At 72.6% G+C, this 22,859-nt stretch carries 23 protein-coding genes; 12 read left to right on the top strand and 11 right to left on the bottom strand.

Annotation, left to right across the window (positions count from 1 at the left end; genetic code table 11):
* Window positions 1-34 precede the first annotated feature (34 nt).
* On the top strand, window positions 35-1,402 hold the full coding sequence (locus tag ABD350_RS30155) for a trypsin-like serine protease (protein WP_344351979.1): 1,368 nt from the start codon (window positions 35-37) through the stop codon (window positions 1,400-1,402).
* Between the two features lie 81 nt (window positions 1,403-1,483).
* Here ABD350_RS30155 and ABD350_RS30150 read toward each other — a convergent pair whose 3' ends face one another.
* A complete protein-coding gene (locus ABD350_RS30150; RefSeq protein WP_344351977.1) occupies window positions 1,484-1,648 on the bottom strand; it encodes a hypothetical protein in 165 nt (54 codons plus the stop codon).
* A 145-nt stretch (window positions 1,649-1,793) separates the two neighbouring features.
* Here ABD350_RS30150 and ABD350_RS30145 point away from each other — a divergent pair, with 145 nt between their 5' ends.
* The 6 genes from ABD350_RS30145 (at window position 1,794) to ABD350_RS30120 (ending at window position 6,958) form a co-directional block, all read left to right on the top strand.
* Entirely contained in the window at window positions 1,794-2,753 is a 960-nt protein-coding gene (locus ABD350_RS30145) for an alpha/beta fold hydrolase (RefSeq protein WP_344351975.1), read from the top strand.
* Window positions 2,754-2,876: 123 nt separating this feature from the next.
* Window positions 2,877-3,233: a PRC-barrel domain-containing protein gene (locus ABD350_RS30140; protein ID WP_344351973.1), complete on the top strand. Its 357-nt coding sequence runs from the start codon at window positions 2,877-2,879 to the stop codon at window positions 3,231-3,233.
* 34 nt (window positions 3,234-3,267) lie between these two features.
* The gene (locus ABD350_RS30135) at window positions 3,268-3,441 is read left to right on the top strand and encodes a hypothetical protein (protein WP_344351972.1); all 174 of its coding nucleotides are present in this window, start codon (window positions 3,268-3,270) and stop codon (window positions 3,439-3,441) included.
* Window positions 3,442-3,533: 92 nt separating this feature from the next.
* Window positions 3,534-4,703, top strand: coding sequence for a polysaccharide pyruvyl transferase family protein (locus ABD350_RS30130; protein ID WP_344351970.1), 1,170 nt, complete (start codon window positions 3,534-3,536; stop codon window positions 4,701-4,703).
* 33 nt (window positions 4,704-4,736) lie between these two features.
* Entirely contained in the window at window positions 4,737-6,146 is a 1,410-nt protein-coding gene (locus tag ABD350_RS30125; protein WP_344351968.1) for an FAD-dependent oxidoreductase, read from the top strand.
* 95 nt (window positions 6,147-6,241) lie between these two features.
* Window positions 6,242-6,958 carry a LamG domain-containing protein gene (locus ABD350_RS30120; RefSeq protein WP_344351966.1) on the top strand — a complete coding sequence of 239 codons (717 nt, stop codon included), beginning with the start codon at window positions 6,242-6,244 and terminating at the stop codon, window positions 6,956-6,958.
* Between the two features lie 13 nt (window positions 6,959-6,971).
* Here the strand turns inward: ABD350_RS30120 and ABD350_RS30115 are convergent, their stop codons facing one another.
* A complete protein-coding gene (locus ABD350_RS30115) occupies window positions 6,972-7,220 on the bottom strand; it encodes a hypothetical protein (protein WP_344351964.1) in 249 nt (82 codons plus the stop codon).
* A gap of 174 nt (window positions 7,221-7,394) precedes the next feature.
* On the opposite strand from ABD350_RS30115, the gene ABD350_RS30110 reads away from it, so the two are divergent.
* The gene (locus ABD350_RS30110) at window positions 7,395-7,619 is read left to right on the top strand and encodes a helix-turn-helix domain-containing protein (RefSeq protein ID WP_382466640.1); all 225 of its coding nucleotides are present in this window, start codon (window positions 7,395-7,397) and stop codon (window positions 7,617-7,619) included.
* Window positions 7,620-7,717: 98 nt separating this feature from the next.
* Here ABD350_RS30110 and ABD350_RS30105 read toward each other — a convergent pair whose 3' ends face one another.
* On the bottom strand, window positions 7,718-8,401 hold the full coding sequence (locus ABD350_RS30105; protein ID WP_344351963.1) for a PepSY domain-containing protein: 684 nt from the start codon (window positions 8,399-8,401) through the stop codon (window positions 7,718-7,720).
* Between the two features lie 145 nt (window positions 8,402-8,546).
* Between ABD350_RS30105 and ABD350_RS30100 the strand changes: the two genes are divergently transcribed.
* Both ABD350_RS30100 and ABD350_RS30095 read left to right on the top strand, forming a co-directional pair.
* The gene (locus tag ABD350_RS30100; RefSeq protein WP_344351961.1) at window positions 8,547-10,061 is read left to right on the top strand and encodes an MFS transporter; all 1,515 of its coding nucleotides are present in this window, start codon (window positions 8,547-8,549) and stop codon (window positions 10,059-10,061) included.
* 127 nt (window positions 10,062-10,188) lie between these two features.
* Window positions 10,189-10,404 carry a hypothetical protein gene (locus ABD350_RS30095; RefSeq protein ID WP_344351959.1) on the top strand — a complete coding sequence of 72 codons (216 nt, stop codon included), beginning with the start codon at window positions 10,189-10,191 and terminating at the stop codon, window positions 10,402-10,404.
* Between the two features lie 247 nt (window positions 10,405-10,651).
* Here the strand turns inward: ABD350_RS30095 and htpG are convergent, their stop codons facing one another.
* Window positions 10,652-12,553 carry a molecular chaperone HtpG gene (htpG, locus tag ABD350_RS30090; RefSeq protein WP_344351957.1) on the bottom strand — a complete coding sequence of 634 codons (1,902 nt, stop codon included), beginning with the start codon at window positions 12,551-12,553 and terminating at the stop codon, window positions 10,652-10,654.
* Window positions 12,554-12,847: 294 nt separating this feature from the next.
* Here htpG and ABD350_RS30085 point away from each other — a divergent pair, with 294 nt between their 5' ends.
* Window positions 12,848-13,327, top strand: a complete 480-nt coding sequence (locus tag ABD350_RS30085) for an SRPBCC family protein (protein WP_344351955.1) — start codon at window positions 12,848-12,850, stop codon at window positions 13,325-13,327.
* Window positions 13,328-13,458: 131 nt separating this feature from the next.
* On the opposite strand, the gene ABD350_RS30080 is transcribed toward ABD350_RS30085, so the two are convergent.
* The 6 genes from ABD350_RS30080 to ABD350_RS30055 form a co-directional block, all read right to left on the bottom strand.
* Complete coding sequence (locus ABD350_RS30080; protein ID WP_344351954.1) at window positions 13,459-13,668, bottom strand: hypothetical protein; 210 nt, start codon at window positions 13,666-13,668, stop codon at window positions 13,459-13,461.
* An 8-nt stretch (window positions 13,669-13,676) separates the two neighbouring features.
* Window positions 13,677-14,393 carry a hypothetical protein gene (locus ABD350_RS30075; RefSeq protein ID WP_344351952.1) on the bottom strand — a complete coding sequence of 239 codons (717 nt, stop codon included), beginning with the start codon at window positions 14,391-14,393 and terminating at the stop codon, window positions 13,677-13,679.
* A 207-nt stretch (window positions 14,394-14,600) separates the two neighbouring features.
* A complete protein-coding gene (locus ABD350_RS30070; RefSeq protein WP_344351950.1) occupies window positions 14,601-15,824 on the bottom strand; it encodes an alginate lyase family protein in 1,224 nt (407 codons plus the stop codon).
* A gap of 123 nt (window positions 15,825-15,947) precedes the next feature.
* On the bottom strand, window positions 15,948-16,877 hold the full coding sequence (locus ABD350_RS30065; protein WP_344351948.1) for a DUF6807 domain-containing protein: 930 nt from the start codon (window positions 16,875-16,877) through the stop codon (window positions 15,948-15,950).
* Window positions 16,874-17,989 (bottom strand): Gfo/Idh/MocA family protein, encoded by a 1,116-nt coding sequence (locus ABD350_RS30060; protein ID WP_344351946.1) that lies wholly within the window; start codon window positions 17,987-17,989, stop codon window positions 16,874-16,876. The genes ABD350_RS30065 and ABD350_RS30060 overlap by 4 nt, the downstream gene beginning before the upstream one ends.
* Before the next feature lie 621 nt (window positions 17,990-18,610).
* The gene (locus ABD350_RS30055) at window positions 18,611-18,892 is read right to left on the bottom strand and encodes a metal-sensitive transcriptional regulator (RefSeq protein WP_344351944.1); all 282 of its coding nucleotides are present in this window, start codon (window positions 18,890-18,892) and stop codon (window positions 18,611-18,613) included.
* Window positions 18,893-19,243: 351 nt separating this feature from the next.
* On the opposite strand from ABD350_RS30055, the gene ABD350_RS30050 reads away from it, so the two are divergent.
* Window positions 19,244-21,499, top strand: a complete 2,256-nt coding sequence (locus tag ABD350_RS30050; RefSeq protein ID WP_344351943.1) for a heavy metal translocating P-type ATPase — start codon at window positions 19,244-19,246, stop codon at window positions 21,497-21,499.
* 76 nt (window positions 21,500-21,575) lie between these two features.
* On the opposite strand, the gene ABD350_RS30045 is transcribed toward ABD350_RS30050, so the two are convergent.
* Complete coding sequence (locus ABD350_RS30045; protein ID WP_344351941.1) at window positions 21,576-22,721, bottom strand: MalY/PatB family protein; 1,146 nt, start codon at window positions 22,719-22,721, stop codon at window positions 21,576-21,578.
* Window positions 22,722-22,859 lie beyond the last annotated feature (138 nt).

Here is a 22,859-nt window from a genome sequence, read left to right as displayed (position 1 = left end):
TTCGGCACTCCACCGAATCCGAGGAGACCTCCCCATGCTCCCACGACACCTCAGAGCCGCGTGCGCCGCCGCCGCGGCAGCGGGTGCCCTGCTCGCGGCCGGGCTCAGCGGCTCCGCGAGCGCCCAGCCGTCCGCCTCCCCCGCCCCGCCCACGGCCGCCGAGACGCTCCGCACCGACGCGGCACCGCCCGCCCTCCTCGGCGCGCTCCAGCGGGACCTGGGGCTGGACCGCCGGCAGGCGGAGCGCCGGCTGGCCAACGAGGCCGAGGCGGGCGCCACCGCCGGACGGCTCGGGGCCGCACTCGGCGGGGATTTCGCCGGCGCCTGGGTGCGGGGCGCGGAGTCGGACACACTGACCGTGGCCACGACCGACCCGGCCGACGTGCCGGCGATCCGGGCGCACGGCGCCCGCGCGGTCGTCGTGGAGCACTCCCTGGCCGCGCTGGACGCCGCCAAGGCCCGGGTGGACCGCGCCGCGGCCCACCGCGCCACCACCGACGCCCCGGTCTGGTACGTCGACGTGCCCACCAACACCCTGGTGGTGGAGGCGGTACGGCCGGACGCCGCGCGCTCCCTGCTGGCCGCCGCGCACGTCGACGCCTCCCTCGCCCGGATCGTGAAGTCGGCCGAACGCCCGCGCGCGCTGTACGACCTGCGCGGCGGCGACGCGTACTACATCGGCAGCGGCAGCCGCTGCTCGATCGGTTTCCCGGTGACCCGGGGCACCCAGCAGGGCTTCGCCACGGCCGGGCACTGCGGACGGGCCGGCGCCACCACCACCGGCTCCAACCGGGTCGCGCAGGGCACCTTCCAGGCGTCGGTCTTCCCGGGCAACGACATGGCGTGGGTGGCGACCAACGCCAACTGGACGGCGACGCCGAACGTCACCGGTTCCAGCGTCCAGGTCGCCGGGTCCACGCAGGCCCCGGTGGGCTCCTCGGTGTGCCGCTCCGGTTCCACGACGGGCTGGCACTGCGGCACGGTGCAGCAGCTGAACACCAGCGTGACGTACCAGGAGGGCACCGTCAGCGGCGTCACCCGTACGTCGGTGTGCGCCGAACCGGGCGACTCCGGCGGCTCGTTCATCTCCGGCAGCCAGGCGCAGGGCGTCACCTCGGGCGGTTCGGGCAACTGCACCAGCGGCGGTACGACGTACTTCCAGCCGGTCAACCCGATCCTGCAGTCCTACGGCCTCACCCTGAAGACGACCGGGACCGGCCCGGAGGACCCGGAGGACCCCGAGGACCCGGGCGAGCCGGGCGGCACCTGGGCGGCCGGCACCGTCTACCAGGCGGGCGACACGGTGACGTACGGCGGGGCCGCTTACCGTTGCCTCCAGGGCCACCAGGCGCAGAGCGGGTGGGAGCCGCCGAACGCCCCGGCGCTGTGGCAGCGGCTGTGAGCGGCTGACCGAGCAGGCCACCGAGGGTCCGGGCGCCGGCGACGGGGCGCCCGGGCCCGACGCGCGTCCCGGCTCACCGTGTCACGGCCCGGCCGCCACCATCACGACGAGGACGGCCACCAGCAGGACGACGTAGGCGACGGAGTGGACGCGGTCCGGGACCCGGCCGGTGATCCGTCGCAGCAGGGGGATGGCGGGCAGCGAACCGAGGAGCAGGGCGGGGCCCGCCGCGATGTATCCCGACAACCCCGCCGCGTACACGGCCGCCTTCCGGACGCTGCTCGGCCGGCCCCCGTCGGCGTACCGCGACCCCGGCGCGGCCCCCGGCCCTCCGCAGGGCGAGGGTGCGGGTCGCCGTCCGCGCGATGATCACGCGAGTAGTCTCGGGACCATGGTTGAGCATCGCATGGTTGACGTGAACGGCATCCGGCTGCACATCGCCGAGGAGGGCGAGGGCCCCTTGGTGGTCCTGCTGCACGGCTTCCCGGAGTCGTGGCACTCCTGGCACCGCCAGTTCGGCCCGCTGGCCGCCGCCGGCTTCCGGGTGGTCGCTCCCGATCAGCGCGGATACGGGCGCAGCGACCATCCCGAGGCGGTCGACGCGTACACCATCCTGCATCTGGTCGGCGACGTCGTGGGGCTGATCCGGGAGCTGGGCGAGGAGAAGGCGTACGTCGTCGGGCACGACTGGGGCGCGCCGGTCGCCTGGCACACCGCGCTGCTGCGGCCGGACCTGGTGCGCGGGGTGGCCGGTCTGAGCGTGCCGCCGCCGTTCCGGGGGTCGCGGCCTCCGCTGCCCGCCATGGACCAGAGGTTCGGCGGCCGCTTCTACTGGAACTACTTCAACCGTCCCGGAGTGGCCGACGCCGAGTTCGCCGAGGACACCCGCACCGCGCTGCGCAAGTTCTTCTACTGGGGTTCCGGCGACGCTCCCGGCGCCGGACAGCGGCAGCCGCTGGTGGACCCCGAGCGCGGCTGGCTCGCGGACATGGCCGACCCCGAGGTGCTGCCGGAGTGGTTCACCGAGGAGGATCTCGACGCGCTCACGGAGAGCTTCTCCCGGGGCTTCACCGGAGCCCTGAACTGGTACCGCAACCTCGACCGCAACTGGGAGCTGACCGCCCCCTGGCACGGTGCCGTCGTCACCCCGCCGGCCCTGTACATCTACGGCGACCGTGACGTGGTCCCCGCCTTCCCCGGCACGCCGGAACTCATCGAGCGGCTGCCGTCGCTGATGCCCAGCCTGTGGCGCGAGCCGGTGAAGCTGGCCGGCTGCGGCCACTGGACCCAGCAGGAACGGCCGGACGAGGTGAACGCGGCGCTGATCGAGTTCCTGACCTCGTGCCCGTGAGCTGATCACTCGGCGTACCGGCCGGGCATCCGGCCCCGGACCGGTACGCCGTACGAGGGCATCGACACCACCGGCGCCACATCCCCGGCCCGCGAGTGGGTACCCCGTGCACAGGAGGTACCGATGTTCGAAGCATCCGATATCCGCGAGTGGCGCAATCACGACGTGGTCGACGAGGACGGTCACAAGATCGGTGTCCTGGAGTCGGTCTACGTCGACACCGCCACCGACGAGCCCTTCTTCGCCACGGTGACCGTGGGGGTGCCCACCCGCCGCCGGCTGGTGTTCGTCCCCCTCACGGGTGCGAAGGTCGGTCCGGGCTACCTGAAGGTCGCCCAGGGCAAGGGCCACGTCAAGAAGGCCCCGTCCATCGACACCGACGGCGAACTGACCGCCGCCGACGAGCCGGGGGTCTTCGCCCACTACGAGCTGCCCTACGCACCGGGCGCCGGCGGCGAGCGACGTCTGGCCCGCCGCTGACCCACCGAACCCGCCGGGAGATCCGGGAGATCCGATGAGCCTGTTCCTGTTGCTGATCCTCGTGGCCGTCGTCCTGGGGATCATCGGCTTCGTCGTCGAAGGCCTGTTCTATCTCCTGGTCATCGGCGCCGTGGTGCTGGTCCTCGCGCTGGTCTACGCCGCCCTGCGCTTCCGCCGGGGCGGGCGCAGGCACCGCGTCGCCCGCTGACGCGGCCGGCCCCGGCGCGGCCCCGGTCGCGTGTTCCCACCGCAAGGCGGCAAGCTGATACAGCTTCTGCTGTGAGCCGTAAGGGAGCGGTCATGGATGGCGCGAACGGCGTGACCGTAGGCGTACTGGGCTCCTACGGGGGCCGCAACGTCGGCGACGAGGCGATCCTCACCGCCCTGCTGGACCAGGTCCGGGCCGGCCGCCCGGACACCCGGTTCGTGGTCTTCTCCCGCAATCCGGCGCACACCCGCTCGGTCCATCCGGACGTCGAGGTCGCCGGCTGGGAGGGGGTCTGCCGGGAGGGCGTCTCCGATTCGCTGCGCCGGCTGAACGTCCTGGTGGTCGGCGGCGGCGGGATTCTCTACGACACCGAGGCGCGCCGGTATCTGCGGCTGGCCGGCACCGCGCAGAGCCTCGGCGTCCCCGTCTTCACCTACGCGGTGGGGGCCGGCCCGCTCACCGACGAGACGGACTGCGCGTACGTGCGGGCGGTGCTGTCGGACGCGGTGGAGGTGACGGTCCGCGACGAGGAGTCGAAGCTCGTCCTCGAAGAGGCCGGGGTCACCCGGCCCGTCTCCGTGACCGCCGACCCCGCGCTGCTGCTGGAACCCGGCGACCGCGGCCGGGCCCTGCTGCGGGCGGAGGCGGTGCCCCGCCGGGTGCGGCTGGTGGGGATGAGCGTCCGCGAGCCCGGGCACGCGGCCGAGCATCTGGACGAGGAGGGGTACCACCAACTGCTCGCGGGCGTCGGTGACTTCCTGGTGCACCGGCTGGACGCGCACATCGTCTTCGTCTCCATGGAGCGCGGTGACATCCGGCACGCGCACGCCGTGGCGTCCCGGATGGCGGCGGCCGATCACTGCACGGTGCTGCACCAAAACCACGGGCCCCAGGAGGTCCTCGACATCGTCGCGCAGCTGGACCTGGCCGTCGGCATGCGGCTGCACTTCCTGGTCTTCGCCGCGCTGGCCGGGATCCCCCTGCTGCCGCTGCCGTACGCCGGGAAGGTCTTCGACTTCGCCCAGCGGATCGGCGCGCCCGCGCTGCGCGGTGTCGTCCGGGAGACGGCCGGGCTGCTGCTGGCGGAGGTGGACCGGCTGTGGGACGAGCGGCACGCCCGCGCGGCGGACGCGGCGGTGCGCACGGCCGCGATGCGGCTGCGGGCGGCCCGGACCGGCGAGCGGCTCCTCGCCTATCTGGACGGCGCCGCGCCCTGCGTCCGCCGCACCGGCACGCCGGTGCCCGCCTCCGCCGCCGGCTGACAACGACGGCCGCCGGTCCCCGAGGGAGTGATCGTGTCCTATCTGATGCCGCCCCGCGTCCCCACCACGGTGGAGCTGCCGCCCCGCCAGGCCCTGCACGCGGGGTCCACCCAGGTACTGGTGGTCGGCGGGGGTCCGGCCGGCCTCGGCGCGGCCCTCGGGGCGGCCGACGCGGGCGCCGAGGTGGTCCTCGTGGAGCGCTACGGCTTCCTCGGCGGCAACGCCACCGCGGCCCTGGTCATGCCGCTCATGAGCTTCCACAACGAGGTCAAGCAGGCCGTGCCCGGCGACACCACGCGGCTGCTGCCCGCCGACCACGGCGAGGGCGAGCCGGTCGTCGGCGGGGTGCTGTGGGTCCTGCTCGACCAGCTGGTGCGTACCGGGGCGGCGATCCGGCCCTCGCTGGAGACCGGCTACACCGTGCCGTTCGACGCGGAGCTGTTCAAGCTGGCGGCGTACGAGCTGCTGGAGAACCACGAGGTCCGGATGCTGCTGCACGCCTTCGCCTCCGACGTGCTCAGCCTGCCCGACCGGGTCCGGGCGGTGTTCGAGACCAAGTCGGGGCCGCTCGTGCTGGACGCGGACGTGATCGTGGACTGCACCGGCGACGGCGACATCGCCGCGGCGGCCGGGGCGGGGTACGAGATCGGCCGGCCGGAGGACGGCTGGACCCAGCCCATGACGCTGATGTTCCGCATGGTCCGCTTCGACCACGAGCGGTTCACCGCCTACACCCGCGCCCGGCCGGACCAGTGGAAGGGCGTGCACGGGCTGTGGGAGCTGGTCCGCGCGGCGACGGACGCCGGTGAGCTGGACCTGCCGCGCGAGGACATGCTCTTCTTCGCCACCCCGAACGCCGGTGAGGTGGCGGTCAACTCCACCCGGGTCACCGAGGTTCTCGGCACCAGCGTCTGGGACCTGACCCGCGCGGAACTCGCCGCGCACCGGCAGATGGCGCAGATCTCCCGGTTCCTGCGCAGCCGGGTGCCGGGCTTCGCCGATTCCTACGTGGTGCAAAGCGGTGTCCAGGTCGGCGTCCGCGAGACGCGGCGGATCGCCGGCGAGTACCGGCTGACCGGGGAGGATGTGCTGACGGCCCGCAAGTTCGACGACGCCGTGGCGCGCGGCGCCTACCCGGTCGACATCCACAACCCCAGCGGACGCGGCACCAGGCTCCAGCGGCTGCCGCGCGGCGCGTCCTACGACATCCCGCTGCGCTGTCTGCTCCCCCGGGACCTGGACCGGGTGCTGGTCGCGGGCCGCTGCATCTCCGGGGACCACGTGGCCCACTCCTCCTACCGTGTGATGCCCATCTCCATGGCCACCGGGCAGGCGGCGGGCGTCTGCGCGGCCCTCGCGGCGTCCCGGGGGCGGCGGCCGCGGGACGTCCCGGTGAGCGCCATCCAGCGGGAGCTCCGGGCCCAGGGCGCCAGCCTGCCGTGACGCTCCCGGCGCGTCATCTTCACCCACACGAAGGAAATACGACGCGTTGATCAGCCCATATGCATGTCCGGAGCGCCGCCGGTGAGACATCGGACATGAACGAACCGACGACAGGCGCGTCGCCTCCGGCCCCCCGCGATCCCCGCCGGACCGACGTGGTGTTCACGGCGGACTTCACCTCGACGGCGCAGTGGACCGCGGGCCGCTCCTCGGCCTATCCGGGTGGCGGCCCGGTCAATCCGGACGACGACAAGCTGGACCACCTGGTGGAGGACGCCAGCCACAGCCGCTCGGGCGTGTTCCGGGCCACCCGGCGGCCGGACGGCAGGTGGGACACCGGCCTGCTGACCACCGAGGACAGCGAGGAGGAGTTCGTCCTCCTGGCGGGGGACGTGCTGGAGACCCGGGTCCGGCTGCCCACGGAGACCGGCGCGTGGCCGGCCGTCTGGACCTGGCGGGACGGCGGCCACGAGGTCGACGTCTTCGAGTACCACCCGGACCACCCCGACCTGCTGGAGTTCACCAACCATGTGCGCGGGTCCCAGCGGTACGTGCACCACGACGCGGTCCGGCCGGGCGCCTGGATCGACCTGCGCACCGAGTTCGGGCGCCACTCGGTGGTCTGGTGGCTGAACGGCGAGCAGGTGTTCGCCGACCGGCGTGGGGTGGGGCGCCGCTGGCACGCCTTCCTGATCGTCAACCTCTCGGTGTGTGCCGGGCGCTATCACCCGCCGCCCGAGCCGGAGACGACCGAGATCACCTTCGAGGTGAGCCGTCTGCTCGTACGGCGCCCGTCCGAGGAGGACGGGTAGCGTCCGGCGGCGGTCAGCCCTCGGACCGGTCCTCCTCGCCGCCCCGCGGCCGGTCGTCACGCCGCCGGTCCCCGGCCTCGACACCGCGCAGCGGCTCGCCGGCCACGGTGCCGCTGTCGGGCTGGTAGCCCTCCTTCGCACTGGACGTCCCCGGGACCGTGCGCTCGCGGGCCTGGCTCTCGCCGCCCGAGTGCGCTCCGGGCTCCTCCTCGTCGCGGGCCCGTCCGTACCGGTCGGCGGGCTCGCCGGTGTGTCCGCTCATGGCGTCCTCCGCTCCACTGGTCGCCGCGCCCGGGTTCCCCCGTGCCGGGCGGGAAAACGGGGGCCGGCCCCACCGTCGGCGGGGACGGGAAAGAACGCGGCGGTCAGGGGCATCGAGTCCTTTCCGGGGTAGACGACGCTCACGACCGGAACGGACCACGGAAGGAGACGAGCTGTGCGCAAAGGCGAACAGATCACCGGTGCGGCCCGTGAGGAGCTCGCGCGGGAGATGAAGCAGCAGTACGAGGCCGGCAGGTCGATACGGGCCATCGCCGAGGCCTACGGCCGGTCGTACGGGTTCGTGCACCGCGTCCTCACCGAGACGGAGGTCTCCCTGCGCGGCCGAGGCGGGGAGCGACCGCGGCGGCACCGCGGCACGGCCGCCCACGCAGGCCGGTAACCGTCCTCCGCCGGGCGGCGGTCGGCCGTCCCGGCGGGCGGACCGGTGCGGAGCGGCCGCGGTTCGCTTCCCGCGGGCCGTGGGCCGCGGGCGGAGCGTCAGTCGCGGTCGACGTGCTCCCGGAGGATCTTGCGGTTGGTCGCGTCGATGTCGAAGGTCGTCTTGTTCCAGTCGTCGGTCGTCACCACGTCGACGGACCACTTCGGGGTGCCGCCGTCGTCGTCGTCGAGTTCGACGGCGGTGACGGTGCCCTTGGTCTTGCCCGTGGCGGTCTGCGCGGCCTGCTGCGGGGTGACGGTGGCCTTCTTCAGCAGGTCCGCCAGTTCCCGCTTGTCGTCGCTGTCCTTGTCCTCGGCCCGCGCCTGGCCGGCCTTCCCGCCGACCGCGTCGACGGAGACGGTGTGGGCGGTGCCGTCGCCCGTGGCCACCTCCGCCTCCCACCGGGGGCTGTCCGGGGAGCCCTTGAGTTCGACGGAGACCGGCTTGGAGTCCGGTACGGCCCCCACCGCCGCGCTGAGTGCCTGCTCGTAGCCGGTCTTGGCCTTGGGGACGAGCGCCTTGCGCTCCTGCTGGTCCTCGGTGAGGTTGCCCGACGGCGCGGGGGAGGTCGCGGCGATCCGGTCGGCCTCGGCCGCTCCGCTCCGCGCGGCTTCGCCGCCGGAGTCGGTGCCGCATCCCGCGAGCAGGGCTCCGGCCGCGGCTGCCGCGCAGATCAGGGCGGTGCTCCGGGAGAGCGGCGGATGCTCACGGCGTGAAAGTATGTCGTCACTCTTTGTGTCCATGAGGTCAGTTTAGGCGAGATGTCCGTCCGGTGCCTCGTCGGCGACCGGGTGCCGTGCCGGGGTTGCGGGTAGCGGCCGGGTATGTGTGTCCGGCAGGGGCGGGGGAACTTGGTCCGCCCGGTTGCCTCGGTCGGAAGGAGTCCACGTGACAGCGTCGACGGCGGCCGCGGGCGGCCGGGAACCGGACACCCGCGACGGCGGGTACGAGCCCGATCCGCGGCGGTGGCGCGCCTTGTGGGTGACGCTGGTGGCCGGGTTCATGAGCCTGCTCGACGTCACCATCGTGGCGGTCGCCCTGCCCACCATCCAGCACGATCTGGGCGCCTCGCCGGCGCAGGTGCAGTGGGTGGTGTCCGGATACGCCCTGACCTTCGCCCTCGCCCTGGTGACCGCCGGCCGGCTCGGTGACGCCCTGGACCGGCGCCGTATCTTCCTGCTGGCCCTCGGCGGCTTCGTGGTGTTCAGCGCGGCCTGCGGCGCGGCCCCGGACATCACCCTGCTGGTGGCGGCCCGGCTCGCCCAGGGACTGGCGGCCGGCTTCATGGCCCCGCAGAACTCCGCGCTCATCCAGCAGATGTTCCGCGGCGCCGAACGCGGCCGCGCCTTCGGCTTCTTCGGCGCCACCGTGGGCATATCCTCCGCCGCCGGTCCGATCACCGGCGGCGCCATCCTCGCCCTGGCCTCCGGCGCCCAGGGCTGGCGGTGGATCTTCTACGTCAACGTTCCCATCGGCATCCTCGCCGTCCTGCTCGGCCGCCGTCTGCTGCCCCGCACCCGGCGCTCCGGGCGGGGCCGGGTGGACCTGCCCGGCGTGCTGCTCCTCGGGCTCGGCGTGCTCGCGCTGATGTGTCCGCTGGTGCTGGCGGAGTCCGGCGGCATCGAGCGCCTGTGGTGGCTGTTCCTCGCCGGCGCCGCGCTCCTCGCCGTCTTCTCCCGGCGGCAGCACCGTCTCGTCGCCCGGGGCTCCCAGCCGCTGCTGGACCCGCGGCTGTTCACCACCGTGCGCGGCTACGCCATCGGCGCCGGCATCGGCACGCTGTACTTCGTCGGGTTCAGCGGCGTGTGGCTGGTGTTCGCCCTCTTCTACCAGCGGGGGCTGGACTTCTCCCCGCTCCGGTCCGGTCTCGCCGTCACCCCTTTCGCGCTCGGCTCGGCGAGCGCGGCCGTGGTCTCCGGCCGGCTGGTGGAGCGCTACGGCCGGCTGCTCACCGTCTGCGGCCTCGCGGGGGTGATCGCCGGCCTGGGCGGCACCGCGCTGCTGGTGCGGCTCGCACCCCTGGATCTCGCGCCCTGGCTCGCCGCGCCGGTGCTCTTCCTCGGCGGCGTCGGCGGCGGCTTCGTGGTCTCCCCCAACATCACCATGACCCTGCGCGAGGTGCCCGTGCGCATGGCGGGCGCGGCGGGCGGCGCGCTGCAGACCGGGCAGCGGCTGGGCGCGGCGCTGGGCACCGCCGCGTTGCCCGGCCTGTTCTATCTGGTGCTGGGCCGAAGCGGCGACTACCGCGGCGCTCTCGTCACCGCACTGGGCGCCGGGCTGGCCGGCATGGCGGCCTCCCTGGCCCTCGCGGTGTCCGACTGGCGGCGCGACCGGCGGCGCGACCCGCGCCGGAAGTGTCCCGACGAGGTCGCCAACGCGCCCGTGCACGCCCGGCAGACCTGACGGGCCCGGGGCGGGAGGGGCGGCAGGGCCATCAGGGTGGCCCGGGCCCGTGTCGGGCGGCGGGCGCGCGCACGGTTGGCCATGCTGGCCGGGAGCGGCACCCCCTCGCGGCGACAAGGAGCACGGCATGCCGACGGACCCGGTCGAACGATTCCTGGCGGCGCTGGACCCCGACCACCGGGAGGCCGTCGGCGCGCGGCCGCGCGAGGAGCAGGAGCGGCTCGCGGCGGCCTGGACGCGGGAGCTGGAAGCGGACGACGAGCTGGACACCCTGGACGAGCTGTCCCCGCCGGCGGCGGAGGCCGAGGCGGCCCGCAGGGTGCTGGAGCGCGGCACCGGCTGACGCACCCCGCCCGGACCCGCGACGGCGCGTTGTCCCCGGGTACGACCGGACCCGGCCGGGCGAATGCTTCATCGTCCCCCTGCGCCGTCCGAACCGGCCGGCCCCGTGGCAGCCGCCGCGCGCGGCGGCCCTCGATCCGGACGTGCCCGCTCCGCCGTCGCCTCGACGGCGGAGCGGGCGCGTGTCCACGCGGTGGTACGGCATCCGGCGGGAGCGCGCCGGGCTGACAGCGCCCCGCGCGGGCTGTTTACAGCGCGCGTTCCAGGCGGTCCGTCATCAGCTTGACGAAGCGGGCCGGCTCCTTGGGCTGGCCGCCCTCGGCGAGCACCGCCAGGCTGTACAGCAGCTCGGCGGTCTCGGCCAGCTCCGTGCGGTCCTCGCGCTCCCGGTACGCCTGGTTGAGGCCCTTCACCAGCTGGTGGTCCGGGTTCAGCTCCAGGATCCGCTTGGCGCGGGGCACCTCCTGGCCCATCGCGCGGTACATGTTCTCCAGCGCCGGGGTGAGGTCGTGCGCGTCGGAGACGACACAGGCCGGGGAGACGGTGAGGCGGGAGGACAGCCGTACGTCCTTGATGTCCTCGTCCAGTTGCTCCTTCATCCAGCCCAGCAGGCCGGCGTACTCCTCGGTCTGCTTCTCCCGGTCGTCGTCGGCGCCGTCCTCGTCCTTGGCGTCGAGGTCGATCTGCCCCTTGGCGACGGAGCGCAGCTTCTTGCCGTCGTACTCGCCGACGGCGTCGGCCCACACCTCGTCGACCGGGTCGGTGAGCAGCAGCACCTCGATGCCCCGCTCCCGGAAGGCCTCCATGTGCGGGGAGTTCTCGATGCTCTGCCGGGACTCGCCGGTCAGGTAGTAGATGTCCTCCTGGCCCTCCTTCATCCGCTCCACGTACCGCGCCAGGGTGGTCTGCTCGGTGTCGTGGTGCGTGCTGGCGAAGGAGGCGACGGCGAGGATGGCGTCACGGTTCTCCGCGTCGGTGACCAGTCCCTCCTTCAGGACCGTGCCGAACTCCCGCCAGAAGGTGCCGTAGCGCTCCTGGTCCTTGGTCATCATCTCCTTGACCGTGGACAGGACCTTCTTGGTCAGCCGGCGCCGCATCATCTCGATGTGGCGGTCCTGCTGGAGGATCTCGCGGGAGACGTTCAGCGACAGGTCGGCGGCGTCCACGACGCCCTTGACGAAGCGGAGGTACGGCGGCAGCAGCGCTTCGCAGTCGTCCATGATGAACACGCGCTTGACGTACAGCTGCACGCCCCGCTTGAAGTCGCGGGTGAACAGGTCGTGGGGGGCGTGCGCCGGGAGGAACAGCAGGGCCTGGTACTCGAAGGTGCCCTCCGCCTGGAGCCGGATCGTCTCCAGCGGGTCGCGCCAGTCGTGGCCGATGTGCTTGTACAGCTCGTGGTACTCGTCGTCGGACACCTCGTCGCGGGGCCGCGCCCACAGCGCCTTCATGGAGTTGAGCGTCTCGGGCTCGGGCGTCTCGTCGCCCTCGCCGGCCTTCTCGGGCACCATGCGGATCGGCCAGGTGATGAAGTCCGAGTACCGCTTGACGATCTCCCTGATCTTCCACGGGGAGGTGTAGTCGTGGAGCTGGTTCTCCGGGTCGGCGGGCTTGAGGTGCAGCGTGACCGACGTGCCCTGCGGCGCGTCGTCGACCTTCTCCAGCGTGTACGTGCCCTCGCCGCGCGAGGACCACCGGGTGCCCTGGCTCTCGCCGGCCCGCCGGGTCAGCAGGGTGACCTCGTCCGCCACCATGAAGCCGGAGTAGAAGCCGACGCCGAACTGGCCGATCAGCCCGTCCTCACCGGCCTTGTCCTTGGCCTCGCGCAGTTCCTGGAGGAACTTCGCGGTGCCCGAGTTGGCGATCGTGCCGATGAGCTGCCCGACCTCGTCGTACGACATTCCGATGCCGTTGTCGCGCACGGTGAGGGTGCGGGCGTCCTTGTCGATGTCGATCTCGATGTGCAGATCGGACGTGTCCGCGTCGAGCGAGTCGTCCCAGAGCTTCTCCAGACGCAGCTTGTCCAGCGCGTCGGAGGCGTTGGAGACGAGTTCCCGCAGGAAGACATCCTTGTTCGAGTAGACCGAGTGGATCATCAGCTGGAGCAGCTGACGGGCCTCTACCTGGAACTCAAACGTCTCGGTCGGCATGTTCGCGATTCCCTCACAGGTCCTGTTGCCCTGAACTGGTGGCAAACACTGTAAAACACCACGTCAGGCGGTGGCCCGAAGACGGGGGCGGTGGCCGGATCCGCACCCCGCCGGCCCGGTCGCGAGCGGCGGGCGCCGGGCCCGGCGCCGGGGGCCCCGGCGAGCCCGGCGGCGATGATCGAAGTCGGTGGCCATGACCGTCGGCTCCCCGGGTACCCGGCAGTTCCGGCCCGGGCGCGCCGCACGGACGGCCGGCCCGGGAGAGACCCCACCAGTGAGAACGGAGACCTCAAGATGAGCACGGTCAAGGAAGCGGTGGAAGTCGGCGTTCCGGTGCACACCGCCTACAACCAGTGGACGCAGTTCGAAAGCTTCCCGAACTTCATGGAAGGCGTCGAGGAGGTCACCCAGGTGGATGACCGGCACAACCACTGGACCACGAAGATCGGCGGGGTACGGCGGGAGTTCGACACCGAGATCGTCGACCAGCTGCCGGACGAGCGGATCACGTGGCGCACGGTCGGCGGCGACACCAGCCAGCGGGGCAGCGTCCGCTTCGAGCGGGTGGACGACAGCCACACCAGGGTGGAGCTGGTGATGGACGTCGAGACCAGCGGCCCCGTGGAGAAGGTCGGGGACCTGATCGGCACCATCGACCGCCGCGTCAAGGGCGACATGAAGCGGTTCAAGGAGTACATCGAGGAACACGGCGCGGAGTCCGGCGCGTGGCGCGGCCGGATCAAGCCGGGCGACACGGGCGGCCCGGCTCTGTGAGCGACGGAACGCCGGCGCGGGACCGCGGGTGAGGCCCTGCCGGAAAGCACCGGAAAGAGCAGCAGGTCGCGTACGACCTGACCGTGCCGGGCCGCGGGCGCAGCATCGACGCGGCCCGGCGCGGTGTTTCCTCAGCCTCCCTGGCAGTCCGCGAAATGATCCAGGCAGGGACCGTCGGCGGAGTCGGGCAGGCTGGCGTTGTAGGCCTCCTCGTCCGTTTCCTCATAGCCCAGCTCCCGGTACGCCGTGGCGTCACGGAGGTTGTGGACCACTTGGACGCCCTCACCCTGGCGGGTGAAGTAACGGGCGCGGAGGCCGGCGGGGGGTGTGCTGTCGCTCATGGCTCCCCCTAGTCGGAGATCTTGTGCCACGAGATGCGGGGCGCGCGGATCTCGGCACGTTGCAGCGTGCTGTTCTCGGCCACGCGCCCGGAGGCGGAGGCCACCAGGCGGAGGGTGGCCCGGTCACCGACGACGATGTTCCGCGTGATGGAGCCCTGGCCCACATGGCACGCCTGGTAGCCGTTGCCGAGCGGCGGAAAACCGTACTGGTGCTGCACCACACCGGACCCTGCCAGGATCACGTCGTTGTCGCGTTGCAGTGCGAACGTGATCCACACGTTGGTGCTGAACCTGGCGATGGCGCAGATCTGCCCCACGGCCATGGCCGTCACCTGGTACACGCCCGGCTCGGGCAGCGTCGCCACGCAGTCGGTGGGTGTCCACTCGCCGTTGAGGGGCAACGAGCGGTTCTGGCCGGCCGCCTGCCCGTAGACGGGGGTGAGCCGGGCACCGATGGCCCAGGTGTCCGGGCAGTTCTCGCCTCCGGTGTCGGTGACGTCGATGTCCACCGAGCGCGCGGCGCCGATGTTCCCGCCCCGCTCGATCCCGGCCGGTACCGTACGCGGAACGAGAAGCCCGTCGGGAGTGCACCTGAGCGCGTTGCAGTCGTCGGGGCTGATGACGGGTTCGAGCTGGTACGGGTCGTTGCGTCGGCCCGTTCCCGTGACCTCGATACAGGAGGTACTGACGATTTCCGTGTTGTTGGGCGGTGGAGGTGTTCCCATGTCACGTCCCTGGCGGTTTGCGCGGGGCTGTCCGGCCTACCGGCCGGCAAGCCGAACACTTCGTCAGATGACGCTAAGATCCACCAATTGAGCCCACAACGGCGCGAAGATGACCGTACGAGGCACGAAGGCAGCGAAAAGTAGTCATCCTATTATGAGAAGAGCAGGGCTGCGGGTCTCCGGTGCCGGCAGTCCGTCAGTGGGACGTCAGTTCGGGTTGTCCCCGTGGGTCAGGGTCTCCCAGGCGACGAAGAGGTTGTTGCTGCCCGCCGGGCGGTTTTGTCCGGTCAGGGTCGCGGTGTTGGTCATGGCGATGCCCAGGCGGTTGTGCAGCGCGTTGTAGCCGACCTCGGTGACCGGGCCCAGCCCGCGGTCGACGCTGCCGCCGCACAGCCAGCTCGGGACGGTGGCGCCCAGTTCGTACTTCGACTGGAAGCCGAGCGCCTGCCGCAGCCGCTCGCCGACGTCGGTGCCGTACAGGTCCTGGCCCTGGATCCGGCTGGTCTCGGCCACGTGCGAGAGGGCGGAGATGCCGTATCCGGTGTGGGTGAAGTCGCGGCAGGTCTCCTGGGTGAGGCCGGTGACGAAGGTCGACTGGCCCTGCCAGTAGGAGACGATCTTGTCGCGGGTGTCGAGGTTCTGGCTCGGGACGGTCTTCGGCAGGTCGCCGTCGGAGGCGAGGTACACATAGGCGGCGGCGCGGGTGCGGAACTTGGCCATGGCCGTGTCGTACGCCGTCTTGTCCTCCAGGAAGACGGAGATGCCCACGGCCGCCTCCATCATCGACAGCTCCCAGTTGCCGTTGGAGTTCGAGCCGTTGATGATCTCGGGCAGATAGACGTCGCGCAGCATGGCCGCGAACCGGCCCGAGCCGGCCCACGTACCGGTGTACGTGTACTTGATGATCTCGGCGGCCTTGGGCCAGGAGGAGCCCGCCCAGCCCGTCTGGAGCGGCGCGTTGCTGTTGGTGTGGTCCCGGAGCACGGCGGACCAGGCGTCCATCAGCTCGATCGCCTTCTTCGCGTAGCGCTCGTCGCGGGTGATGTACCAGGCGAGCGCGTCGGTGTACGCCGCGATCGCGTCCTCGCGCTCGTCCGTGCAGCCGTTGTTCGGGTCGGAGTACGAACCGCACTCGACGACGGCGCGGGGCTTCGGGGTGCGGCTGAGGCTCGCGTACTTGCTCGCCGCCATCTGGTCGTAGGCGCCCTTCCACGGCTGGGCGCCGGCCAGCACCTTGCCGCGGGCGAAGTCGAGTTGGGCTCGGGAGACGGTGACGCCGGGGTGCGTGAAGGTGGTGGGCGCGGCCTGCGCCCGCTGGGCGCCGGGCCAGGAGAGCAGCCCGGTGGCGAGCAGGGTCGCCGCCGCCGTGAGGGCGAGAGCGGAACGCGGGGACTTACGGCGACGGCGGGCGGGCATGTCCTTGTCCTGCATCTGATCCGTCCTCGTATGTGAACGCCATGCGGCTTCCTGAACGGCCGAGTTGACGAGACCATAGGTACGGACCAAGGGCCCGTCAAGGGGCGCCGCCGGCCGACGGCCGGGCTTGCGGTCCGGTCACCACGGCAGGGCCGCCAGGTGGGCGGTGATCCGGTCCCGGCTCCAGGCGCCGTCGGCGATCACCAGCCGGTAGCGGTAACCGAAGGACTCCCCCGGCCTCAGGGTGAACTCCTCGAAGAACGCCCAGGAGACGGCGACCGACGGGGCGGGTTCGGCGCGGACGAACCAGTGGCACTCGTGGATCGCCGACGCCTCGTCCAGGTTCTCCGGCGCGTGCGCGAAGACCAGCGTGGAGTGCCCGTCGACCTCGTCGTGCTCGGCGGTGAAGGCCAGCCAGGGCCCCTGACTGCCCATCAGTGCCTCCGCGTCGGCATCGCCGCGCCCTGGGGCGAGGACCCGGCCGCCGGTGAAGTCGCGCGGCCCGCGCCAGTGGAGACCGGTGTACCCGGCGAGCTCACGGCCCGCGGTGGTCGGGGAGCCGAACACCAGGGGCTCCGCACGAATGTTGGTGAGCCGGACCGACCAGTCCAGCACCCAGGCGCCGGCCTCCTCGTCGACCGAGTGCACCTCGATACCGCGTTCCTCGCGCGCCCACTCCTGCCCGCCGTTCGCGACCCAGGTCAACTCCTCGGCCAGGGCGAACCGTTCGGCCTCGGAGGTGAGAGCGGCGAAACCGTCGTGGCGCATGGAGCCGACCCGGTCGGGCAGCGCCAGGTAACCCCGGCCGGGCACATAGCTGTTGCCGCCCCAGAAGTTCTGACCGGACAGGTGGCTGGCCGTCATCTGTACGCCTTTGTGCCAGCGGTGGTCGCTCGGACGGTACCCGGTCACCGTGCGCCCGGACAGGGTGCGGACCGGGTGGGCGTAGGGCTTGGGGGACTCGAAGGGATCCGGGTCGGGACGGTAGACGTAGCGGAGGATCTCGGTGCCGTTCGGCGCCTGGACCGCGAGGTGCTCGCCGTGGACGTGGCTGACGCGGATGTTCACGCGCGCCCCTTCGGCGCCCAGCCGGGATGGCCGCCGTGCATGGCCGTGTAGTAAGGATCGCCAGGGCCGATCTCGCCGGCGCGCACGGGCCGCCCGGTGAACGCCGCCTTGTACAGGGCGGCGGCGAACTCCACCGCGGCGCGGGCGTCCCGGCCGCTGCCGGGCGGCCGTACCCCCTGGTCGTAGGCGTCGAGGAAAGTGCCGAGCTGCGCGGTGTGCGAGCTGGTCACGTTGTGCGCGGGGGCGCGCCAGGCGGCGACACGCTCGGGGTCGACGTGCGGGGCCGGGGTGTAGACCCAGTCGTCGTTGCCGTGTCCGTACAGGTGGGTCAACTCCACGGTCGCCTCGGCGCAGTCGACGCGGACGCGGCTCACCTCCTGGGGGGACAGCACGCTGTTGACGACGGTGGCGAGCGCGCCGTCGCGGAAGCGGACCAGGGCGGTGGAGACGTCCTCGCTCTCGACGTCGTGGACCAGGCGGGCCGCCATGGCCCGGATCTCCTCCCACTCGCCGAGCAGGTGCAGCAGCAGGTCGTACTGGTGGATGCCGTGGCCCATGGTGGGACCGCCGCCCTCGGTGGCCCATCGGCCGCGCCACGGCTCGGCGTAGTACGCGGCGTCCCGGTACCAGGTGGTCTGGCAGTGCGCCACCAGGGGGGCGCCCAGCTCGCCGCGTGCGATGAGGTCGCGGGCGTGCACGGCGCCCGAGCCGTAGCGGTGCTGGAAGACGACCGCGGCGTAGGCGCCGGACGCCTCCTCGGCGGCGGCGATGTCGTCCAGTTCGGCCTGGGACAGGCACAGCGGCTTCTCGCACAGCACCCAGGCGCCCGCCTTGAGCGCGGCCACGGTCTGCTCCCGGTGCAGTGCGGGCGGGGTGCCGATCAGCACCAGGTCGGGCCGGACCTCGTCCAGCATGGCCTCCGTCGAGGCGAACCCGGCGACATGCGCGCCCGCGAGCTGCCGGAAGGCGTCCAGTCTGCCCTCGTCCAGGTCGACGGCGGCGACCAGTTCGACCCGCTCGGCGTGAGCCCTGAGCGCGGGCAGATGACCGCCGGTGACGATGGCACCGGTGCCGATCACGGCGACGCGGCGGCGGGACGCGGGCAGGGGCATGCGGCGCTCCTCGGGGGATCGACGGGACGCGGGCGGCCATGGAGGACATGGAAGCCGTGGAAGAGACACGGAAAGCGCTTGCTGTCGTACGCGGACGACCCTAGGGGTGCGGGGTGGTCAGGACAAGCCCCGGGCGGGCGGTGAGCACGACCGGACCGGCGATTGCGACCGGTCCGTCGGTCGCGCGCCGGCACGCCTCGGGGGAACGCACATGCGGCCGGAGGGGCTCGCGCGCTGCACGGGGGTCCGCCGGGCCGAGGAGGTGCCGACGGGGGGCCCGGCCGGCCGGGAGGCTCCGACAGGAGGTCTGTTCGGGTCAGCGAGGTGCCGGCAGGAGGTCTTTTCGGACCGGCGAGGTGCCGACAGGGGGGGGCGCTCGCGTCAAAGGGGCGGCGAGAGACGGGCGGTGCCCCGGCGATCAGGGGCCGGCGATCCGGCGCCGGGGATCCGGTACCGGCGACCCGTCTCCCGGGGCCGACCCGGTCGGCGGCGTTCGACCGGCGGCCGGGCCGCCGCGGCCGCCTGCCGCCTGCCGGCCCGCCGACCCGTCCAGGGCCTGCCGTCCGCCACCCGCCGACCCACCTGCCGCCTCGTCCGCCACCTACCGTCCGCCGTCCGCCGTCAGGAACGCACCAGGCGGGCGATGGCGTCCGACGCCTCCTTCAGTTTCTGCTCGCGTTCCTCGCCGCCCTCCGCGACCGCGTTGCTCACGCAGGTGGCCATGTGCTCGTCGAGCATCTGCAGCGCGAACGACTGCAGCGCGCGGGTCACCGCCGACACCTGGGTGAGGACGTCGATGCAGTAGGTGTCCTCGGCCACCATGCGCTGCAGACCGCGGACCTGCCCCTCGATGCGACGGAGCCGCATCATCACGTCATCCTTGTGCTTCTTCTGCCCCGCCATGACTCCGCTTCCCTTCCCTCTCCCGAGGGATGCCCCGCACCGCGGCGAGCTCCCTCCAGCAAGATACCCACGACCCGTATAAACCACCCGCGACCGACCGGCCATACCCGGCGCGACATGCGAATTCGCGGAGACGCCCGGTGACTTGGCCCGGCACCGACGCGCAGGCGGGCCCTCGTCGGGTAGGCCCCCGGCATACCCCCCGGCTGTATACGGACAACGATCTTCCACGACCTTGCTTCCGTCCGGGACCGAGGGTATATATAGCTCTACCGATACCCCGTAGGGGTATGCAACCAGCCGCGGTCAGCCCCCTGACCGCGGCTCCGCAGTCCCCTGCCGAGGAGCATGATGGCAACAACCACCCAGGACCTGGCCCACGTCGAGCTGAACATCGGCGGGATGACATGCGCCTCCTGCGCCGCCCGCATCGAGAAGAAGCTCAACCGCATGGAGGGAGTCGAGGCCACCGTCAACTACGCCACCGAGAAGGCCAGGATCACCTACTCCCCCGTCCTTGAGGTGGCGGATCTGATCGCCACCGTCGAGGCCGTCGGCTACACCGCCGCGCCGCCCGCGCCCGCCGTACCGGAGGGCGGCGAGGCGGGTGAGACCGGCGGCCGGGCGGACGACGAACTGCGCTCGCTGCGCGAGCGGCTGATCACCGCCGTGGCGCTGGCCGTGCCGGTCATCGCCCTGGCCATGGTGCCCGCCTGGCAGTTCGACTACTGGCAATGGCTCTCCCTCACCCTGACGGCGCCGGTGGTCACCTACGCCGCCTGGCCGTTCCACCGCGCGGCCTTCACCAACCTGCGGCACGGCGCCGTCACCATGGACACCCTGATCTCGGTCGGCACCGCCGCCGCGTTCCTGTGGTCCCTGTGGGCGCTGTTCTTCGGCTCGGCCGGCACCCCGGGGATGACCCACGGCTTCGAGCTGACCATCTCCCCCTCGGACGGCGGCGGGAACCTCTATCTGGAGACCGCGGCCGGGGTCACCGCCTTTCTCCTGGCGGGCCGGTACTTCGAGGCGCGCTCCAAGCGCATGGCCGGTGCCGCCCTGCGGGCGCTGATGGAGCTGGGCGCCAAGGAGGTCACCGTGCTGCGCGGGGGCCGCGAGGAGCGGATCCGGATCGAGGACCTGGCCGTGGGCGACCGGTTCATCGTCCGGCCGGGCGAGAAGATCGCGACCGACGGGACCGTGGTCGAGGGCAGTTCGGCGGTCGACGCCTCCATGCTGACGGGTGAGTCGGTGCCCGTGGAGGTCGGCGAGGGCGACGCCGTCACCGGAGCGACCCTGAACGCCGGCGGCCGGCTCGTCGTCCAGGCGACCCGGGTCGGCTCCGACACCCAACTGGCCCGCATGGCCCGGATGGTGGAGGACGCGCAGAACGGCAAGGCCGCCGCGCAGCGGCTGGCCGACCGGATCTCCGCCGTCTTCGTGCCGATCGTGATCGGCCTGGCCGTGGCCACCCTCGGCTTCTGGCTCGGCAACGGCGCGGGCGCGACGGCCGCGTTCACCGCGGCGGTGGCGGTGCTCATCATCGCCTGCCCGTGCGCCCTGGGCCTGGCCACCCCGACGGCCCTGCTGGTCGGTACCGGCCGCGGCGCCCAGCTCGGCATCCTCATCAAGGGGCCGGAGGTGCTGGAGACCACCCGGAAGGTCGACACCATCGTGCTGGACAAGACCGGCACCGTGACCACCGGGCGGATGAGCCTGCTGGCCGTGCACCCCGCCGAGGGCGTGGCCGAGCACGAGGTACTGCGGCTGGCGGGCGCGCTGGAGCACGCCTCCGAGCACCCCATCGCACAGGCCGTCGCCGCGGGTGCCGCCGACCGGGTCGGCACGCTGCCGGCCCCCCGGGACTTCCGGAACCTGCCGGGGCTCGGCGTGGAGGGCGTGGTCGACGGGCACCGCGTCCTGGTCGGCCGGCGGAAGCTGCTCACCGAGCGGTCCATGGAGCTGCCCGCCGGTCTGGCGCGGGCCGGTGCCGAGGCCGAGGCCGCGGGCCGTACGGTCATCACGGTGGCCTGGGACGGTGAGCCGCGCGCCGTGCTGGAGGTCGCCGACGCCATCAAGGAGACCAGCGCCGAGGCCGTCCGGCGGCTGCGGGCGCTCGGGCTGACCCCGATCCTGCTCACCGGGGACAACGAGACCGTCGCCCGGTCCGCGGCCGCCGAGGCCGGCATCGACCAGGTGATAGCGGAGGTCATGCCCGAGGACAAGGTGGACGTGGTCAAGCGTCTGCAGGGCGAGGGACACGCCGTCGCGATGGTCGGGGACGGCGTCAACGACGCCGCCGCGCTGGCCCAGGCCGACCTGGGCCTGGCCATGGGCACCGGCACGGACGCGGCCATCGAGGCGGGCGACCTGACCCTGGTCCGGGGGGACCTGCGGGTCGCGGCGGACGCCTTCCGGCTCGCCCGGCGCACCCTCGGCACCATCAAGGGCAATCTGTTCTGGGCGTTCGCCTACAACGTCGCCGCCTTGCCGCTCGCCGCGAGCGGACTGCTCAACCCCATGATCGCCGGTGCCGCGATGGCGTTCTCGTCGGTGTTCGTGGTCAGCAACAGCCTGCGGCTGCGCCGGTTCCGGGCCGCGGCCTGAACCACGGCACGGTGGCGGGGCGGACCACACGGTCCGCCCCGCCGTCGTCGTACGTCCGCGAGGCCGGGGATGTGTGTCAGGTCAGGGACTCCCGGATCCGGCGCAGGATGTCCTCCAGAATGCTCCGGGAGGTGGCGAAGTTGAGGCGTACGAAGCCCTCGCCGCCCGGTCCGAAGGCGCGGCCGTCGTTGAGCAGGACCCGGGCCTTGTCCCGGAAGAACGTGAACGGGTCGGGTTCCAGCCCGGGTTCGCGGCAGTCCAGCCAGGCGAGGAACGTGGCCTGCGGCATCCGGTAGCCCACCCCGGCCGGGAGCCCGCCGCGTACCAGCGCGGCGTTGCGGGCCAGGACCTGCCGCAGCTCCGCCAGCCAGGCCTCCCCCTGCTCCCAGGCGGCCAGGGTGGCGGCCACCCCGAAGGTGTTGGGCTCACCGTACAGGTGGGTGGGACGGGCCAGCGCCTCGCGCACCCCGGCCGCGCCGACATGGGCGACGGCGCAGCGCACCCCGGGCACGTTGAACGTCTTCGTGGCCGAGGTCAGGGTCACCGTGCGGGCGGCCACCTCGTCCCCGAGGGAGGCGAACGGGATGTGCCGGTGCGGCTCGTGGACCAGATCGGCGTGGACCTCGTCGGCGACCACCAGCAGGTCGTGGCGCAGCGCGAGCCGGGCCAGCGCCCGCAGTTCCTCGGGGTCGAGCACCCGCCCCGTCGGGTTGTGCGGGTTGACCAGCAGCAGCACCCGGGAGGTGCCCTCGCGCAACTCCCGGTCCAGCCGGTCGGCGTCGAACGTCCAGCCGTCGCCGTCCGGGGTGTAGGGCACGGCGTGCGTGCGCCGGCCCATGCTCGCGATGGTCTCCAGGAACGGCGGGTAGGTCGGGGTGTGCACCACGACGCCGTCCCCCGGTCGCGTAGCGACGTTCAGCACGGCCTGCAGGCCCTGGTTGATGTCGGTGAACTCCCGTACGTGGGCGGGGTCGGGCTGCCAGCCGTGGCGTGCGCGCATCCGCTCGGCGAAGGCGGTGCGCAGCGGGTTCTCCTCGGCCCGTCCGTCCCAGGAGGGGTAGCCGAGGTCGTCCTCCACGCAGCGCAGCAGGGCCTCGCGCACGGCCGGGGCGGGCGGGAAGTCCATCTCCGCGATCCAGGCCGGGAGGACGCCCGGCTGGGCACGGCTCCACTTGGCGCCGGGGCGGCGGGACAGGGCGCGGACGTCGAGGTCGTCGAACATGAGGGTCCCTTTCTGCTGCGGTGCGTCGTTCCGCGGACCGGTCCGAGGCCGAACCTGTCCGCAGCCGAACCTGTCCGCAGCCGGACTGGGCCAAGCAAGCCGAGCAGAGCCAGGCCGGGCAGGGCCGCACAGGGCTGC

This window comes from Streptomyces nogalater, from assembly GCF_039532885.1.
GTDB lineage: Bacteria > Actinomycetota > Actinomycetes > Streptomycetales > Streptomycetaceae > Streptomyces > Streptomyces nogalater.
The sequence above is the reverse complement of the archived record's forward strand: the minus strand, read 5'-3'. Positions and strand labels throughout refer to the sequence as shown.